The 17,571-nt window shown below is 54.4% G+C and carries 12 protein-coding genes; 1 reads left to right on the top strand and 11 read right to left on the bottom strand.

Translation table 11 applies throughout. The features are described from left to right. The first annotated feature begins 345 nt into the window (after positions 1-345). Complete coding sequence (locus BMY22_RS24775; protein WP_244158765.1) at positions 346-642, top strand: hypothetical protein; 297 nt, start codon at positions 346-348, stop codon at positions 640-642. 52 nt (positions 643-694) lie between these two features. On the opposite strand, the gene BMY22_RS01515 is transcribed toward BMY22_RS24775, so the two are convergent. The 11 genes from BMY22_RS01515 to BMY22_RS01470 form a co-directional block, all read right to left on the bottom strand. Beyond that, complete coding sequence (locus BMY22_RS01515; RefSeq protein ID WP_090619011.1) at positions 695-2,353, bottom strand: carboxylesterase/lipase family protein; 1,659 nt, start codon at positions 2,351-2,353, stop codon at positions 695-697. Between the two features lie 88 nt (positions 2,354-2,441). Next, positions 2,442-2,840, bottom strand: a complete 399-nt coding sequence (locus BMY22_RS01510) for a response regulator (protein ID WP_090619010.1) — start codon at positions 2,838-2,840, stop codon at positions 2,442-2,444. A 61-nt stretch (positions 2,841-2,901) separates the two neighbouring features. After that, positions 2,902-7,569: a PAS domain S-box protein gene (locus BMY22_RS01505; protein ID WP_167363684.1), complete on the bottom strand. Its 4,668-nt coding sequence runs from the start codon at positions 7,567-7,569 to the stop codon at positions 2,902-2,904. Positions 7,570-7,645: 76 nt separating this feature from the next. Further along, on the bottom strand, positions 7,646-9,457 hold the full coding sequence (locus BMY22_RS01500) for a glycosyltransferase family 2 protein (RefSeq protein ID WP_090619007.1): 1,812 nt from the start codon (positions 9,455-9,457) through the stop codon (positions 7,646-7,648). Further along, the gene (locus tag BMY22_RS01495) at positions 9,454-10,626 is read right to left on the bottom strand and encodes an acyltransferase family protein (protein WP_090619005.1); all 1,173 of its coding nucleotides are present in this window, start codon (positions 10,624-10,626) and stop codon (positions 9,454-9,456) included. Before BMY22_RS01495 ends, BMY22_RS01500 begins: the two co-directional genes overlap by 4 nt. A gap of 51 nt (positions 10,627-10,677) precedes the next feature. Beyond that, positions 10,678-11,106 carry an ATP-binding protein gene (locus BMY22_RS01490; protein ID WP_167363683.1) on the bottom strand — a complete coding sequence of 143 codons (429 nt, stop codon included), beginning with the start codon at positions 11,104-11,106 and terminating at the stop codon, positions 10,678-10,680. Positions 11,107-11,110: 4 nt separating this feature from the next. Next, entirely contained in the window at positions 11,111-11,449 is a 339-nt protein-coding gene (locus BMY22_RS01485; RefSeq protein WP_090619002.1) for an STAS domain-containing protein, read from the bottom strand. Further along, on the bottom strand, positions 11,442-12,689 hold the full coding sequence (locus BMY22_RS01480; RefSeq protein WP_167363682.1) for a PP2C family protein-serine/threonine phosphatase: 1,248 nt from the start codon (positions 12,687-12,689) through the stop codon (positions 11,442-11,444). Before BMY22_RS01480 ends, BMY22_RS01485 begins: the two co-directional genes overlap by 8 nt. A gap of 1 nt (position 12,690) precedes the next feature. Further along, positions 12,691-14,649 carry a glycoside hydrolase family 3 protein gene (locus tag BMY22_RS01475; RefSeq protein ID WP_090618999.1) on the bottom strand — a complete coding sequence of 653 codons (1,959 nt, stop codon included), beginning with the start codon at positions 14,647-14,649 and terminating at the stop codon, positions 12,691-12,693. Between the two features lie 18 nt (positions 14,650-14,667). Then, positions 14,668-16,188 carry a hypothetical protein gene (locus BMY22_RS23575; protein WP_143068436.1) on the bottom strand — a complete coding sequence of 507 codons (1,521 nt, stop codon included), beginning with the start codon at positions 16,186-16,188 and terminating at the stop codon, positions 14,668-14,670. Continuing rightward, positions 16,185-17,558 (bottom strand): DUF3131 domain-containing protein, encoded by a 1,374-nt coding sequence (locus BMY22_RS01470; protein ID WP_090618997.1) that lies wholly within the window; start codon positions 17,556-17,558, stop codon positions 16,185-16,187. Before BMY22_RS01470 ends, BMY22_RS23575 begins: the two co-directional genes overlap by 4 nt. Positions 17,559-17,571: the final 13 nt, after the last annotated feature.

The raw sequence follows: 17,571 nt of genomic DNA, 5'->3' as shown, positions 1-17,571 counted from the left end.
GGATGCCGGCCACCTTAGAGCTTCCGGTGGTGGCAAGGTCAAGCTCGGGGCTGCCGACCGCTTGGAGCTTGTCCCAAATCATCGGTCGGCGCGGAGCTGGCTGGCAGAATGGCATGGTCGCAAGGACAATCCGGGACATGAGCATGCCCGGATTCCCACAGCGGGCCAGGGACGGAATCAATCCATCGGATCTTCAATCGACAGTGTTTTGCCATTGCTGTGTTTCTCCCCCGACGGAGCCCGGCACTCCGTGCCGCGACGCCACTGCGCGGCGGCCTGCGGGGAATTTGCGGAGAGCGGCAATGGCAAAGATCAGCGAAACGTTCCTTGGAGGGAACCGCCACCATGAAAAAGCCCCGCGCCCTAGCCCTGACCCTCAGCCTGTTGGCCATTGACGGCGTGCCGCTCGCCAAGGCCGGCGACGAGCCCGGGTCTGAAAAACAAGCCGCCGGCAAGTCGCTGGGCGGCATGAACGGCATGATGATCGGCGCGATCGGCGGTCCGATCGGCATGCTGGTCGGTGCCGGCGTCGGTCTGCTGGTCGGCGACGGCGCGGAGGAGGTGGCCAAGGATGCCCTGTCCGACACCGACAAGTCCCAGCCCGCCGAGTCCGCCGCCTCCGGCAAAACCATCACCCGCTGACGCCCGCCGGCCCGGTCCGTTCGCGACCGGGCCGGCTTGTCCATTGGCACAGTCACTTGCCTTGGCGCCCTTCGAGAACATAGCGTTCTTTTCTATCCGGATCGTTTTCCATCCAGGCATTGTTGCTGATTACCATCGTTTGTCCTCTCGATGGAGTGAATCTTTCCCAATGGGATAGCGCCGAGCCCGAAAGGTTCGGATCTCCATGGCGCGCGAACGCCACCCATGAGGAGCTTACCCTGGCTGCCAGTTCCAGGGCTTCGCTTCCCCCTCCCGTGATACTGGCCGCACGGCTGGCATTGTCGAATACGAATGGAAGTTCTACCCCATGAAAGGCTAGGGGTTTTCCTTCAAAGACCGGGGGACGCCAGCCAAACCAATACATGTAGACGGGAGCCTTCCCCGAATGAAATTTTGCTTCTGCATGGCTTATTACATGGGTTCTTGGGCTGATGATCAGGGATAACAGCTCGATGGGTGTCGACAGCGGATTTTCCCGCTTGTAGGCATCGATGATGGTCGAGGTTCTTTCGCCGAAGCGCGGATGAAGATAGGTATGCAGCTTCGCCATGTCGATCGAGGCCAGCGAATGATCGCCGACACTGGGGTTCCACTCATGCATCGTCGATCCCACCAGCATGGGAACATGGCTGGATAGTGCGAGAGCCTTTGTATCGAACAGGTGGCTGGGGATGTCCTGTTCGTCCACGACAGGTTGCCACCGGAACCTGTCCTTGTATTCTTTTGATTTACCGTCCGATATCTTTTTCTGGATGGACACGCCGGCTTCAATGAGTGCGTTGGTCGGTATGCCCTGGATCTTTCTGACCGACGCTTTTGTAAGGCTCAGTTCCCTGAGTAGCTGTTCCGTCAAGAAAAGACTGTCTTCCACCGTACCAAGATTCGGCCTGGAGCCGCTCTGAACAATTGCTTTGTGGAAGAGTCCCTTGGCCAAAGGCATTATCATCAGGGTACTGATTTTATATCCGCCCCCGGACTGACCGAACAAGGTGATATTGTTGGGGTTTCCTCCGAACTGGGAGATATTGTCCCTTATCCACTCCAGCGCTAGTATCAAGTCCAGTACGCCGACGTTTGCCGACGACCGGTAGTCCTCTCCGAGGGTGTCCCCCAGGTTCAGGTGTCCCAATAGTCCCAGTCGGTGATTGACGGAAACCACGACCACATCGCCCCGGTGGCTTAACCTTTCCCCATCGTAAGAGGGGAGTTCGTGGCTCGAGCCTGTTTCGAAATACCCTCCGTGTATCCATACCATGACGGGGCGCTTGTAGGTATCGGCCGAGGGCGTCCAGATGTTGAGACTCAGACAGTTTTCATCTTGGTATCCTTCGTCCCAATCGAACAGGAAGGCGATGTTTTCATACTTCCAGTCGACTCTTTTTGCTTGGGGGCAAACGGCACCATATGCCAGGGACGGACGGCTCCCGGCTCTCGGCTTCAGCCGCTGTGCCGGTTTGAAGCGGTTTTCACCGGTTGGTGAAGAGGCATAGGGAATGCCCTTGAACGTATGGATTCCGTTTCGGATGTACCCGCTGATCTTGCCGTCGGTTGTTTCGATGGTCGGGCCTGGTACAGTCAACAAAGCTTTGTCGGAATCATATGCCTTTGCCTCGGCATCACGGCTCCATATGTATGGAATGGTTGGGATTAAAGCCAGCAACTTATTGAAGTTTCTGCGTGAGGCATTCATTTCAAATCCCTTGATGCTCGTGATGGACGTTTGACATCGCCAAGGATTTTAGGAACACCTCCTTGTTCAGGTCAAACCCTGCATCTTTTCATGCTTTTCCGCTTTTGGAGAAGTCACGGACTATCTTGTTTATCTCTTCGTGCAAGGTCATCGGGTCGAACGGCTTGATTATGACGCCGCTAGCCCCGAGGGTGCGGTAGTGCTCGATTTCCTCCGGGGTTACCTTGGCTGTCATGAATATGACGGGCGTGTGCTCCATGTCTATTTTTTCCTTCAGTTTTTTCAGCGTCTCGGGGCCATCCATGCCGGGCATGACGACGTCGAGCAATATCAGGTCTGGCGAATAGTCGCCGACTATTTCCAGGGCTTCCTTCCCGGAGGAGACGCAGAGAACCTCGAGTCCTCCGATTGCCTTGAGGGATGCTTTGACAATTGCCTGGATGAGGCCATCGTCCTCTATGTGGAGAATCTTTTTCAGGTCGTTCAATTCAAGCCCTCCTTGTTCGTTCGGATAAAAGCAACATGCGCGTGCTTTTCAATCCATGGGGTTAGCCTTGCTTGCCTTCTTCCTCCGAAGGCGTCGCCTGCGGTACGGAGCCGATGGCCGCCTCGATCTGATCGGCCGTTCTCGCCAGCAGTCGTCTCAGCTCATCCAGCTCCGGCTGTTTGAGCAGGTCCGCCGCCAACTGGGCATCGGCTCCCTTCAGCCGGGCTTCGAGCGCGCTGGCGCGAGCGGCCAGCATGCCGGCCCCGAGGGTACCGGCAGAGCCCTTGAGGGTGTGTAGCACGGCAGCGGCTCCCTCGGCATCCCGCTCCTGGAGACGTGCTTCGAGCGTATCGAGTATCTTGCCGATCTCGGGACGGAAGCTGCTTAACACGTTGCGGAACAGATCGAGATTGCCGCCAAAGCGGCTGAGGAAAGAGTCGACTGACTCGATGTCGCTCGCCTCGCTCTGCTTCGGCTGTTGCGGGGAGGGCAGGGGCTTGCGCCCGGTCAGGGCCAGGGTCGCGGCGACCAGCTCTTCCAGATCGATCGGCTTGCCGACATGCTCGTTCATCCCGGCCGCCAGGCAGGTTTCGCGATCGGCAGCCGAGACGTTCGCCGTCATCGCCAGGATCGGCAGGCTGGCGAAGCGGCGGTCCGAGCGGATGCGCCGGGTCGCCTCCCGGCCGTCGATGCCCGGCATCTGCATATCCATGACGACCAAGTCGTAGGGCGGGTCGGCGGCCAATACCCGGCTCACTCCTTGCAATCCGTCTTCCGCCAGTTCCACGTCGGCCCCTTCGTTGCCGAGCAGTTCGGCTGCCACCTGGCGGTTGAGGGCGTTGTCTTCCACGACCAGCAGACGCAGGCCGCCCAGGCGTTGTGGACGTGCCGTCGGTAGCGGCGGGCAGGGAGCGGGCGATGCATTGCTGGCGAGTGCGCGCTGTACGGCGTCGGCCAGTTGCTGGGGAGTGACGGGTTTGGTGAGAAAGTCGACGAAGGGCGCCTGCCCATCCTTCTGCGCGTCGGCGAGCACTTCGCGCCCGTAGGCGGTAATCATCAGCACCACCGGCGGGCGGCTTTCTCCCGCGTGCTCCTGGATCAGTTGGGCCGCGCTGAGCCCGTCCAGATCGCGCATGCGCCAGTCCATCAGCACCACATCGTAGGGCTCGCCGCGCTGCCGCGCCGCGCTCACCCGTTCGACCGCCTCGGTGCCGCCGCTGGCATGCTCGGCACGCCAGCCCAAGGCAGCGCCGGTACGCATCAGAAGCTCGCCGACCAGGGGAGTGTCGTCGACCACCAGGACGTGGATGGGCGAGGCGACGGGCAGGCTGGTTGTCGGGAGCATATCTTGCGGTACGGCGAAATCGAGGTCGAACCAGAAGAGGCTGCCCTTGCCCGGCTCGCTTTGTACCTGCAGCTCGCCGCCCATCAGTCTGACCAGGCGCTGGCTGATGACCAGCCCGAGCCCGGAGCCACCGAAGCGGCGGCTGGTCGAAGCCTCCGCCTGGGTGAAGCCCTCGAATATGTGTTCGAGCTGATCGGGGCTGATGCCGATGCCGGTGTCGCTGACGGCCATGCGCAGGCGAATGCTGTTTTCGGTGCGACCGAGCGTGGCGATGCGGAGTACCACCTGGCCCTGCAGGGTGAACTTCAGCGCATTGCCGGCCAGGTTGATCAGCACCTGCTGCAGACGCAGGCTGTCGCCGATCAGTTGGAGCGGCAGCGACGGGTCGAGGTCGTACATCACCTCGATATCCTTCTGCCCCTGGTTGCCGGACAGCACGACGGCCAGATCGCGCATCAAGGTTTCCAGTTCGAAGGGGTGCAGGTCGAGTTGTAGCTTGCCGGCCTCGATCTTGGAGTAGTCGAGGATATCGTTGAGCAGGCCGAGCAACGACTTTGCTGCCGATTTCGCCTTGACCGCATATTCGTGCTGGCGATGGCTCAGCTCGGTTTGCTGGAGCAGTTGCAGCATGCCCAGCACGGCATTCATCGGTGTGCGGATCTCATGGCTCATGTTGGCCAAGAACGACGATTTGGCCGCACTGGCGGCGAGCGCCTGCTCCTTGGCCTGCAGCAGACTGCTCTCCAGCTCGCGCTGGGCGGTGATGTCACGGTTGATGCCGATGACACGCAGGGCTTTGCCGGAGGCATCGCGTTCGATTTGGGCTCCGGCCTGGATATAGCGTATCTGGCCATCGGGGCGCTGGATACGAAAGACCAGATTGTAATTCCCATGGCCCGCCACCGCGGCCTGCAGGCAGGCCTCGGTGGCTTCGAGGTCTTCAGGATACACCCGCGAACGCCAGTGCCCGTAGTTCAGGCCGCTGTCGCGCAGCTCCAATGGCAGGGCGTAGAGTTCGAGCATGCGCTCGTTCCACTGCAGCGAGTCATCGGCAAGGGTCCAGGTCCAGATGCCCAGCTCGGCCACCTCGGAGGCCATCAGCAACTGGTCGCGCGCCGCCATCAGCTCGCTGCGTTGCTGCTGCTGCTGGGTGATGTCGGCGATGACGCCGACAAACATCGGCTCTTCAGCCGCCAGCATGGCGCCGACATACAGCTGCAAGGGGAACACCGAACCATCCTTGCGCTGGCCGAGTACCTCGCGGCCGATCCCGATCAGCCGTGGTCTGCCTTCGCGCAGGTGGCGTTCGATATAGCCATCGTGCTCGCTGCGATAAGGCTCCGGCATGAGCATCTTGATGTTGTGCCCGACCACTTCTTCCCGGCGGTAGCCGAATACTCGCTCGCCGGCAGGATTGAACGAGCGCACCATGCCCCGCGCATCGATGGTGATGATCGGGTTGATCGCCGTGTCGAGAATCGCCTGCGTGGTTGCCAGGCTGGCGGCCAGCTCCTGTTCAGCGGCCTTGCGCTCGGTGATGTCCACGGCAATGCCGAGGTAGCCACTGACCTGGCCGGCCTCGTCGCGCATGGCCGTGACCACCAGGCTGACCGGAAAGCGTGTGCCGTTCTTGCGCACATAGGTCCATTCGCGGTTTTCCGAACCCTCAACCTCGGGTTTACACACGAAGACCCGAAAACCCTCGACAGGCTTGCCGAGTTCGGCGCTCAGCTCGGCGCTGCGAGCGCTCACTTCGTTGCTCTCGTGAATCCGCATGGGAGTGCACTGGCCCACCATCTCGTCGGCGCGGTAACCCAGCAGGCGCTCGGCGCCACGGTTGAATATGCGGATCATGCCATCCAGGTCGGTGGCGATGATGGACACCTCGGAAGCGGATTGCAGCACGGAGCCCAGCAGCAGGTTGAGCTGGCGCAGCTCGGCCGTGCGTTGCGCTACCTGCGCCTCCAGGCCGGAGTTGAGTTCGAGGATATGCGCCTCGGCGGCCTTCTGGGCGGAAATGTCCCGCACCGTCGTCGAGGCGCCTATCACCTGCCCATTGCCCGCATAGATTGGCGAGACGGTAACGGAAACATCGATCGGATGACCGTCGCGACAGCGGCGCCGGGTCTCGAAAGACTGCACATGCTCACCGCGGCCAATGCACGCCAGGATATCGGCCTCCTCGGCCAGCAATTCCCGCGGAACCACCAGATCGCTCAGGAGATGCCCCAGGGCTTCGTCGGTCGTGTAGCCGAACAGGTGTTCGGCACCATGGTTCCAACTGGTGACCACCCCCACGAGGTTCTTGCCGATGATGGCATCGGCCGACCCCTCGACGATGGCCGCTAGCCGTGCCTGCTCGGAAGCGATCTGCCGGCGGCGTTGCTGGCTGATGCCCAGCACGCGGGCCAGGGTTGCCGCCAGCAAGCTGACCAGCCCACCGAGCAGCAGCACCAGCTCGGGCGACGGCAGGTGCATTTGTTGTACGAACAGCGGACCGACACTGAACTCGATCTGCCAGCGCCGGCCGAACAACTCGCGTTGCAGAGTTTCGGTGAAGAGTTCGGGCAAATGGCTGCCATCGGAATCGTAGAACTGCTCGGCCTTTCCCGCGTCGGTGACGTCGTACAGACGCAGATGGACCTGCGCCTTGTCCAGCCGCAAGCTGGCCAGGACTTCTTCCATCACCAGCGGCGCAAAGCTCCAGCCGAACAGCTCGGCCTCGCGGTCTGCCACACTGGCTGGCGTTTGCACCGTGCGGTAGATCGGCAACAGGATCAGGAACGACTGCAGCGGATTGCCGCTGGCCTGAAGCAGGGTGATGGGGCCGGTCAGGCGCGCCTCGCCCGAGCGCATGGCCGCATTGGCCGCCTCGAGCCGGTTGCTTTCCGAGGCGATGTCCAGGCCAATCGCCGGGCCATTGCGCTCGACCGGCTCGAGGTACTGGGTCACATAGCGCTCACCGGCGTGGGAGGTGAGCTGGTGGATGGTGAAATCGGCCTTGCCGTCGGCCCGAGCCTGCTCCAGGAAACGCGCCTCGTCGGCTTCCGCTACCCGGCGAATGAAACCGAAGCCACGTGCACCGGGAAACTCGACATCGATATCGCGGGTCTTGCTGTAGCGGAGGAACTGCTCGCGATTGATCGCCTGTTCGCCGGCGCTGGCGATAATGCCGCGAGCACCGCGGACCCCGTACTGGTAAAGGTACAGGCGTTCGACCACGGTATCGGCCGCATGATTGGCCGCCTTCGCGACGGCTTCCCGGGTTTGCGCCTCGTTGCTGCGCGACACGTGCCAGGAGGCAAGGGCGCTGCAGAGCAGGCCGGTGAGCAGGGTGGCGTAGGTCCAGAGGGTTGCTCTGGAAAGCCTGGGCGCTTTTTTCATGTGTCTGTATCCAATTTTCCGCAAGCTTATTCGCTCTGTTCCAGGGAACATATGTGTGTTCGCCCTTGGCGAATCCTTAATCGGCATTCCATATGGCCGCACGAAGTATCAGCGACAAGGCAAGCACGTTGTTCAGCCCCCAAAAAGAGTTGGAGATGATCCCCAGCAAGGTGTAATCGGTTTTCAGGTAAAAGTAGGAAAAGGACGCATAGCCAATTCCCAGTAGAGTGAGCGCTATCAGCGTTATATGTGGCCAGACCAGTCGCAGATGGCGGCCGGACTGGCGATCCTTGGGCGTGACATGAAAGCTGATCTTCTTGCCTCGCAGGACGGTGTAGAGAGCCTTGAGGTTTACATAGAAAAAGGAAAGATAGCTCGCACGCGCCTGATAACTGGCTATCCCCCAGGTACCGAACAGCATGGCCAGCTCCAGGGATATCAGGAAGGGCAGAATATGAAGGTAGAAATCCAGATCGTATGCCGCCAACGGAGATACGCCACTGAAAAAATAAACGATGGGGGCCGCCAGGAAAAGCAGGTTCCACAAGCAGCCGAAATACGAATAGAAGGTCGCACCGTACATCAGCTTCTGCGGGAGGGACAACCCCTTGCGAAACAAGGGGTTGTCATGGAAGAAAATATCCAAGGTGCCTCCGGCATACTTGAAGCGTTGTATGGTCCAGCTCAAGAGATCCTGGGGCGACAGCATCTTTGATTCTACTCTCGGGTGCAGGATGGATTTCCAGCCTCTTTCCCGATCGGCGTGAATAATCAAGGAAGTATAAATGTCTTCGGACACGTGAAACTTGTAAGGCGTAAATTCGTTCGCATGCACGCTTTCGCCGCGCATCGCCGCTAAAAGTATCGGCGGAATTTCTTTGTCTTTTGTCCGTCTTTTGAGCTTTTTCAGCGTTCGTTCGAAATCATTCGTGACCGTGGAGCTATAGCTCTTCAAGGCCGCTTCCATGATAGCATCACGTCGATGAATAGAGCCGGCACCACAACAAAAAGCTGCGTTGGCCCAGTTTCTTCTTCTTTGAATCACGTCATAAAACATCTTGGGATCGTTGACAAAGGGATCATATCCCAGCTGAACCGGTCCCAATATCCGCTCGATGGTTTTCCCTAGCGTTTTTCCAAGTATCCCGAAAGACTTTTCTAGGAACGCGGAGAGCGCGACTCCTTCGGGGATATCGTAAAACCACTGAGGTGTTTGCACCCATGCAACGGACGGATCACGAAAATAGCCTAGCGTATTGGTCAGGATGGTCGGAAACGGCCTGGTGTCGGCGTCGAAAATAACAATGAAATCCCCGGAGGTATGATCCATTGCATTGCGCAGGTTGCCCGCCTTGAAGCCAATGTTGTTCTCTCGAGAGATATACAGTACCTGCTCCTCCTGAGCGACCCGTCTCATCTCTTCTCGACGGCCGTCGTCCAGCACAAAAATCTTTATATCGATGGGGGCGGGGTATGTTATTTTTTTTGCGTCCTGAATCCCCAGCCTGACCAGTTCGGGGTCTTCGTTGTAGGTGGCAAAAAAAATATCTACACTGATTTTTCGCTCTTCTAACGAATCGTCCAGAGCACAATCCGAGATTTTTTCCGGAGGCGAACCGATGGGAACGTCTTCCGTTTTCCATAAATTTACAAAAAATAGTATTAATCCATTGTAGGCAAGGGTTTCTGCAATCACGAGAGGGAGGGCCAGCCAAAGAGCATCGTAATTCAGTGAATACATCCAGCGCCAGTATAGGTATCGTCCGCCGAGAATGAGAGACAGGCAAGCCAATACCTGCCAGAAGAATTCCAGGAAGATAGAGTTTTTCAGGGGCTCGGGGGGGCGCCTGTGCTCATATTTGATGAAATAGAATTCCTGGTTTTTCATTGGATTGTAACATCCTTCTCGTGTGTGGAGGGGCGGCCAGATATAAACCTACTTAAAAAGGGGATTGGACCGATACCGACGATCCAGGCAGTAGCTTTGCTCTTGGATATCAAATAAACGCTAGCAAAGGCCAGTGGCAATACAAGTGTGTATTTTGCAAGTACAATCCAGAGAGGGCGTTGGTCACTTGTGAATCCCTTGAGTGTAACATCGAAGATATCGATCCAGGCGGGATGGATCAAGTATACTCCGTATGTTAGTTTTGCAAGCCTGCTATATCGCCATGACCATTCCTTGTATTGTCCCATGAGGAACATCGAGAATATGATTATAGGGAGCAACAGGTGAGCAAAAAAGCTGGCGCCCTGGTTAACGAGCCACTTCCCTGCAAGAACCGATTCGGCAACATAGGCAACCTTGGCCAGATATGCCAGTAGCGCCAGCGTGAGCAGAAACCAAAACAGGGAGCGGCAATCTTCACGACTCAAACCGCGCTCCCAGATTCCATACAAGGCAAATGCAGCTATTCCATAGCTCGTGTAGCCTAATATTTTTACTGCGCGAACCAGATAATCTCTTGTGTCGGGGTCGGCGATGTGTCCCCATAACCAGACGTGGATCCAGTTCATTGTGTAAATCATGGGCAGAGCAACAAGAATAAGGGCCGGATATCTAATGGCGGCACGCATCGCCGGATAAAGCAATACCAGAAAGAACATGGTTGGAAGAAAATGCAAGTGGTATTGGGCACTTCCCAGAAGCAAGTACTCAACCCATGAATTCCATTGCTGCAACTGGTTGATGACTGACTGTTCATAGCCAAAAGCGCTTGCTTTCATTAGCTTGAAAAAGGCATAGAAGACACTCCATACGATCAGTGGCACTATCAATCGCTCTATCTGAAGTCGTATGACGGATGAATATGATAGGGGTCTCTTGTCAACTTTCAAGGCAATCAGGAACAATGAAAACAAGAGAAAAAGTTCGGAGCTGGAAATGGTTGCCAGTGAGCGTAGGAGCGCCGGGCCGAGCCTGTCCGCGATTTCATATTTGGAGAAAGGTCCGCCCGCGGTGTCTGTAGAGCAGTGGATCATCACAACGCCGCAGGCTGCATAGAATCTGTTGGCATCTATCCATACCAGGCGACTACCAACGGCTTTTTGTGACATTTTGAAATCCCTATGTTTTCGTTAATTCCTGGTTTGGAAAGAGTCTGGCTTTTATTTTCTGCCGCCAACAACAATCAGCATTATATTGTTTGACCCGAAACGCCGATAGCGCACCTTGTCCACGCATGATTTAATCAAAAATATCCCGCGCCCCCCTTCGTCGAGATCGCTTGGAAGCATTGCTTTTCCCTCGGAGTCGTTGAGCGACTTCGCAAGGGAGCCAGGCATTCTCTTGCCATTATCAATAAATAATATCCTGAGCATGTCTTCGTGTATGTCTATCGCAACATGAATGCGACATGCAGGACGACCACTGTCGAATGCATGTTTTACTATGTTAGTCAGTATTTCCGATGTGGCCAGCTCAAGCTCATATAGTTTCTCGTCCGATATGGATTTTGACAGGGCTTCATGCAGCCACGCACAAGCAGCTCGCACATGAGCGTACGAAGCGTCGATAATGAGCTTGTGGCGCTTCATAGCGTTAGTCCTGCAACTGCTTGAGGGCAGCATCTACATCCGGGGCTATTGAAAAAACGCGATCCATTCTGGTCAGGGTAAAGGTCTTCAGCACATTGGGAGCCAATCCCACCAGCACTAGATCACCCATGGGGCCAATTCGCTTCAATATGGAAACAAGTCCTCCCAAGCCACTGGAATCAACAAACTGGACAGTATGCATGTTCAGGACAATCCTGGAGAGGCCATTTTTCAATTGCTCGATCACCAACTCTCTGAACTGGGGAGTGTTTGCCGCATCCAGGCGGTTCTCCGTTAGCGTCAGAATCAGGATGCCATCTTCATGCAGGTCGGTTTTAATCATGGCAGTTGCTCTTGTAGTCGAAGATGATCATGGATATGTCGTCTCGCAGCTCTTGTTCGCAGGTCCAGTGCTGGAGATTATTTATCAATATATTACTCAGGTCTTCGAGGCCATCTTCAGGTAAGCGTAGCATCAGTTTCAGGAGTCTTTGTTCGCCATACGAAACAAGCTCGGAGTTCATCGCTTCCGTGATCCCGTCCGAATGCACGATCAGTCGATCTCCAGGCGCGAAGTCGCAGCATTGGTTTGTGTACTCGCTTTGCTCAAAGAGTCCGATGGGGAATCCTCCTTCCCCAAGCCAGTAGTTCTTTCCGCTCTTTGTTATGTGCAATGGGCGCGGATGTCCGCTCTGGCAGTAGGTTAGTTTCTGCTTTATCGGGTCCAGTATTCCGCAGATCATCGTAAAATAGGCAATATGATCAGCCGCATTGCTGATGCAAAATCGCCTGTTGAGTTCGCCTGCCAGTTTAGCCGGGCTATAGTCTGTTACGGAGGAATCGAAGGTCATGGAGTTAAAAAGCTCTTGGTCTACGATATGGGATACCGTGGCCGCAAGAAGGGCAGCCCTCACCCCATGACCGGCAACATCGACTGCATAAAATCCGATGCACTCATGGTCGAGTAGAAAGAAGTTGTATGTGTCGCCAGATACGTAGTGGGATGGCTCGAATATGTGAGTAACCTCGTAAAAGCGAGAGTTAAGGCCTTTTTGCGGCAGTATGGCTTGCTGAGCCTTGCCGGCTGCCAAGAGATCCTGCTGCAAATTCTGATTGGCTTTCATCAGGCTGTTCGTCTTTTGAACCAGTTCGCTTTGGTAGTTCAATATGCGTCTCGCCACATTGACCCGAATGGAAAAAAGCGCTGGGGTGATGGGTTTGAGCATGAAATCGTCCGCGCCGGCTGCCAAACCGGCCTCGTAGTCGCCTTCGATATTTCTCGCGGTAACGAGAATGATATAAATATATCGATCAACGGAGCTGGAGCGAATCTTGGCCGTAATTTCCAATCCGTTCAGGCCAGGCATTTCGATGTCGCATATCAACAGGGCTGCATCCGTATCCTGGATAAAACCCAAAACAGACTCGCTATCCAGGCATTTTGTGCAGCGAAACCCCATTCCCTGTAATAGGGCGGCAATATACTCGACTTGCAAGGGGTCGTCGTCGGCGACGATCACATGCAGGTTTTCTGCCGGTGGGGATTTAAACGGTATAGCCTCCTTAATTTGTTGGTAGGGCATTTCAGTTCTCCTTGGGTAGGCGCTTATCAGCTGTTGGTTCATGCTGATAGCGCAGGCCATAGTCCAATGGAAACAGGGGCTTGGAGAGTTCAGAGGCCTCGGGTGAGTCGGGCCAGGGAAACGACAGCCTGCCCTCGAAGTCGAAATTTATTTCGCCATTCGGCTTGCGAACCAGTACGTCGGCAACACCTGCGCCTTCAGTTCCTGGCAGCCAGGCAGCAACAAAGGCATCCGAGTGGATCATTTCTGGAGTGACCCATAATGGTCGACCTGACAGGAATACGCTGATTATCGGCAGACTGGCACTCTTGAGCTTTTTCAACAGTTCGAGAGGTTGGCCGTTCAGCTGGCTGAATGAAAGGGTGTTGATATCGCCTTTCATCTCGGCATAGGGTGTTTCCCCGAATACCATGACTACATAGTCTGGTCTTTCAGTAAAGTCACCATTTTCACTGAAGCTTACCTTTCCACCGCTAGCCTCTATTGCACGTTGCAGACCTTGGAGAATTGACTCGCCTTTGGGAAAGGACTCATTTCGATCGATGCCGCCCTGCCATGTCAATGTCCAGCCGCCAGATTGCATTCCTATATCGTTTGCGCCTTTTCCAACCACCAGTACACGGCTATTCGCTGGAATCGGCAATACGTCGTCTTGGTTCTTCAAGAGTACCAGGCTTTGCCTCACGGCTTGTCTGGCCAAGGATCTATTGGCCATATTTCCCAATATGGACGGATCGCCGCCACCTGGCCTCAAGGATGGGTGTGGCTGATTGAACAACCCTGCCCGGTACTTGACCCTCAAGATCCTTCTGACGGCATCGTCAACACGCTCAAGGTGGATTTCACCATTTTCGACCTGCTTGATAGTGTTGAAGTACAACTCTTTCCATGGCTCGGTTACCATCAGCATATCGACCCCGGCATTGATTGCTTGAGGGCAGCTCGATTTTGAACAACCAGGCACCTGAGCATGCCCATTCCAATCACCGACAACAAATCCATCAAACCCCATGCGTCCCTTGAGCACATCGGCGATCAAATAGTGGTTTTCATGCATCTTGACTCCGTTCCAGCTTGAATACGAGGCCATAATGGTTTGAACACCCGCCTGGATTGCCGGCTCATATCCAGCGGCATGGGTTTTCACGAGGGTCTCTTCATTAATGCTGGTATTGCCTTGATCGCGGCCGTCAGTGGTTCCACCGTCACCTACGAAGTGTTTGGCTGTGGCTATAACATGCCGGTCGCTTAGAAAATCGACGCCTATCTCCCCTTGCAAGCCCTTCACGATTTCTGGTGCAATTTTTTCAACGATTGCAGGGTCGCTTGAGTAGCTTTCGTATGTTCTCCCCCATGAATAATTCTGAGCTACGGCCAGCGTTGGAGCAAAGACCCAGTTTTGACCGCTGACGATTACTTCCTGCGCTGTAGCAACTCCTATTTTACGGATCAAGGGGGGGTTGTGAGTTGCGCCTAATCCAATATTGTGTGGAAAAATTGTGGCGCCAATGATTTTGTTTTGACCATGTACGGCGTCGGTACCCCACAGGAGCGGAATATAAGCCCCGTCCCTGGTTTTAACGATGTCATGAAATTTATCGGCCAAAGAAACCCACTCGGCTAGGGGGGTGTTTTTATACCCTCCAGGACTCGAATCTCCGCCATTGAGAACCGCCCCTATGGGGAACTTTGCCAAGTCTTCCGCATTGATGAATGGCAATTCAACTATGATCATTTGCCCGACTTTTTCCTTCAGGCTCATGGTGTTGATTATTTTTGTTATGTAGTCCTCCGTTTGGCTATCGTGTGGAAAGGGGCTTTCTATCTGCGGCCAGTTATCTATATTCGTCAGATCTTCGGTTTCGGTCTGCGCAGCCAGGCAAACGCTGGAGCCCGATCCAGCAATCAGGCCGAGAAGTATGGCAAACCCAAAAAAATTGTATTTTTGATTGTTTCTCATGAGCCAATCTCCTAAATATCAGTCTAGCTTGTAGGTCATTCGCAGGGAGCCCTTGGCCAGGCCTTCTCCCACCCCGGGGTCTTTGTTCCATGGCCAACGCCCTCCTGAGTAATTGCTATAGCCCAACGATAATTTATCGGAAACCTTGTAGCTTATATTGAGCGTATAGTCAGGATCCCAGCTTTGTTGTTGGTCTGAGATGGGGTAGTACAGTCCGCTAAAGACAATGTTGAGTCTACTGATATCTAATGGGCTGAACGAGCACGATATCCCAAGTACGGTCTTCAAGTTTCCACTGCCATTCTCTTTTTGATATTCCGGCGAGGTGGCTGCGGATGTGGCACACCTCAGACTATTGACCGAGGAAAGGCGGCTGTCTATGTACTTGTTCCAAGGGTCTGGAATGGCATACGAAATACGGAACGACCCGGAGCCTAGCGCGCCTGTACCATCCTTGTTGTGCCAGGGGAAGCGGTTTCCGGAGTAGTTCGAGTACTCCAGGTTTATACTCTTCGAATAGTGATAGGCCAGGGAGAATGTATAGTCAGGGTCCCAGGGTTGTTGGTCGTTATGGTCCGGATAGTAATTGACGGTTCCGCGCATCGTGATATTTGAAAAAAACATGCTGGCGCAGGTCAGCGACAGTTTTTCCTTGCCTGATTTGTTTTTTTCAGAGGCATCATCATAATATTTGATGCCGTACTCTGTCGAAATTGCACAGCTGGTCGATTTATCGTCTTTTTTTGTGAAGGTATGAATCGGGTTGTTGTCGGGAGGCGATGTGGCTACTTGATCGGCAGCTTTCCTGATTGTGGGACGATCATTGGTTTTCTTTTGTGCAGTATTTTGGTTTTTTTTAATTTGGGCAGTGGGTTTTGTGTTCTTTCTGTCAGGATTTTTTTGGGGGGCTTTCGGAGGAGTAGCTGTCGGATTTGACGGACTGGCTTTATTTTCTGCAGGGGTTTTCTCCATTTTTTTCGGGAGATGGATCTCGTTCTCATGCTTGTCAGCACCGGGTGGGCTGGTTTTTCCGGTGGGCTTCTCCGTCTTGGAAGAGAAGCTTGAGCGTAGAGTCTTTGAGTTTTTGAAAATCCATGAAATGTAACTTTTCGCTATCGACAGGCCATTGCTTTCGGAGGGAACGGGCAAGAGGGCTTCAGATGGGCCGATGCTCACCGGATTGCCGTCTGGTCCGGTGATGGTGCATCCATGCGCCAGTTTGCAACTGACTTTGTAGATATCGTCATGCAACCGTGGCGATCGGCCAAATATTGCAGATCCGTCGGGGGAGAATCTGTAATGCCAGCCATCTATTATTCCTGCCTGGTATGTTTGCCATACAAAAGGGCTTCTAACGTCTGTAATTTCCTCAGTTGCTCCCTCGGAGAATGGTAGCGAGGTGTCAATCAAATATTCTCTATATACATTTTCATTTTCGCTGCCGTTGTTTTCTCCATGAGCATACCCAGTCAACAAGAATTGAGCACTTATTAAGGCAGTAAAGGCTCGCTTAATCCCGGGCATGACAAGATTTTTCATGGCTCAGGATGCAATAAGGGGCCGAGTGAGCGAAAAGCAACAGACTCCAATATTATTGCATTGGTGTTTGCTGTTTCTACATCGTTTACATCTTTGGTCAGTTCGTAGTATCCCTCCAGCCATCCGCCTTTGGGGGTGTTCAAGGCGAACGTAAAATCAAGCATTTTCTTGGTGTATGTCGTTCCATAAATTGCGTCGTATGCAAAGACTGTCTTTGTGCTTAAGAATCTCAGCTCGTCTCGTCGCTCGCCTTTGTCTGTCAGCACTGCCCATGCGTTACCGTTGCCAGATATCGTTGAATACACAAAGCTGGGCTTTCGATTGACGTGTCCTTCGCTCACCGCTGTCATGATGCCGGTGTTGTTATAGCGCTCCTCTTGGGCAAAGTATATTTGCTCGGAGAAAGCTCTGGATCTTGTATCGAAACCAAACTCCAATCCATCCAATATGTAAGGTTCGCTGGTTGTGTAAACCTGTGCTCCATGGGTGCTGACGGTGCGACTATCGCTGGGGACTCTAATGGCTTCCACAGTCTGGAATTCAATGTAGTCATCTGTGCGCCAAGCCTGAAATGCATCGTAGCCGGCGGCGATCAAGGCCTTGGCAGCATACTCTTCATAGCCAATGCGCCCCTCCTGAGTGATAACTATCTTTCCATCTTCGCCCAGCACTGCTCCATATAATCTCCCATCCTTGAGCATGCTTTCGATGCGCCAGCCAGAAATTACTCGGTCAACTGCTTCGGTGTGCTTTGGGTATTTTCTTTTCAGTAGCGTTAACGGAATAAATAGTCGTGCAATATCAAGAGCAGACCACCCCAAGCCTTTGTCCGTTGCGTGGTTGTTGTAATCCACCATGGACAGGGTTTTGGTATTGTAAGCCTTGTTGGGGAGTTTTCCATCGAACAGGGGAAGCTTTGCCAGGCTGCTCAAGGCTTTTTCTATTATTCGGTCAAAAGTCTTTTTATCGATCAGACCTATTTTCTGAGCGGAAATTACTGCGAGCAAGAACGAACCGGTGTCCCACATGGTCGTGGATTTGTAATCGTTGGTAGCGTTTGCCAGGCCACTCGCCGGGTCAATGTTGTTCTCAAAATATCTCCATGCTATTTTTGCCCATTCGATTTGATCTTTTCTCAGTGGGATCGCAGTGGAAATAGCGAGCCGTCTTTCCTGGTTTGTCAATTGATCCGTATAGTCAGTTGGTGGGGAAGGTTGGGGCGATAGAGGATTGGAGGCCGAGGGGGCGGTCGGATCGCCGATTTTGCCAGGCGCGGCATCCAGGTATAAGACCAGAGGGAAAGCCAAGGAGAGGGCTACAATAAAAGCGATTCTACTGCGTGCCTTTAAAAGATCATCCCTGAAGCTCATGCAGAACACCTCG

Origin of the sequence: Azotobacter beijerinckii (assembly GCF_900110885.1) — a bacterium.
GTDB lineage: Bacteria > Pseudomonadota > Gammaproteobacteria > Pseudomonadales > Pseudomonadaceae > Azotobacter > Azotobacter beijerinckii.
Note: the sequence above shows the minus strand (reverse complement) of the source record. Positions and strands in the feature narration are given on the sequence as shown.

Bases quoted from the DNA above. Each gene is read 5' to 3' on its own strand.
- BMY22_RS24775 (WP_244158765.1), top strand. From the start codon at position 346: ATGAAAAAGCCCCGCGCCCTAGCCCTGACCCTCAGCCTGTTGGCCATT.
- BMY22_RS01515 (WP_090619011.1), bottom strand. From the start codon at position 2,353: ATGAATGCCTCACGCAGAAACTTCAATAAGTTGCTGGCTTTAATCCCA.
- BMY22_RS01505 (WP_167363684.1), bottom strand. From the start codon at position 7,569: ATGAAAAAAGCGCCCAGGCTTTCCAGAGCAACCCTCTGGACCTACGCC.
- BMY22_RS01500 (WP_090619007.1), bottom strand. From the start codon at position 9,457: ATGAAAAACCAGGAATTCTATTTCATCAAATATGAGCACAGGCGCCCC.
- BMY22_RS01495 (WP_090619005.1), bottom strand. From the start codon at position 10,626: ATGTCACAAAAAGCCGTTGGTAGTCGCCTGGTATGGATAGATGCCAAC.
- BMY22_RS01490 (WP_167363683.1), bottom strand. From the start codon at position 11,106: ATGAAGCGCCACAAGCTCATTATCGACGCTTCGTACGCTCATGTGCGA.
- BMY22_RS01485 (WP_090619002.1), bottom strand. From the start codon at position 11,449: ATGATTAAAACCGACCTGCATGAAGATGGCATCCTGATTCTGACGCTA.
- BMY22_RS01480 (WP_167363682.1), bottom strand. From the start codon at position 12,689: ATGCCCTACCAACAAATTAAGGAGGCTATACCGTTTAAATCCCCACCG.
- BMY22_RS01475 (WP_090618999.1), bottom strand. From the start codon at position 14,649: ATGAGAAACAATCAAAAATACAATTTTTTTGGGTTTGCCATACTTCTC.
- BMY22_RS23575 (WP_143068436.1), bottom strand. From the start codon at position 16,188: ATGAAAAATCTTGTCATGCCCGGGATTAAGCGAGCCTTTACTGCCTTA.
- BMY22_RS01470 (WP_090618997.1), bottom strand. From the start codon at position 17,558: ATGAGCTTCAGGGATGATCTTTTAAAGGCACGCAGTAGAATCGCTTTT.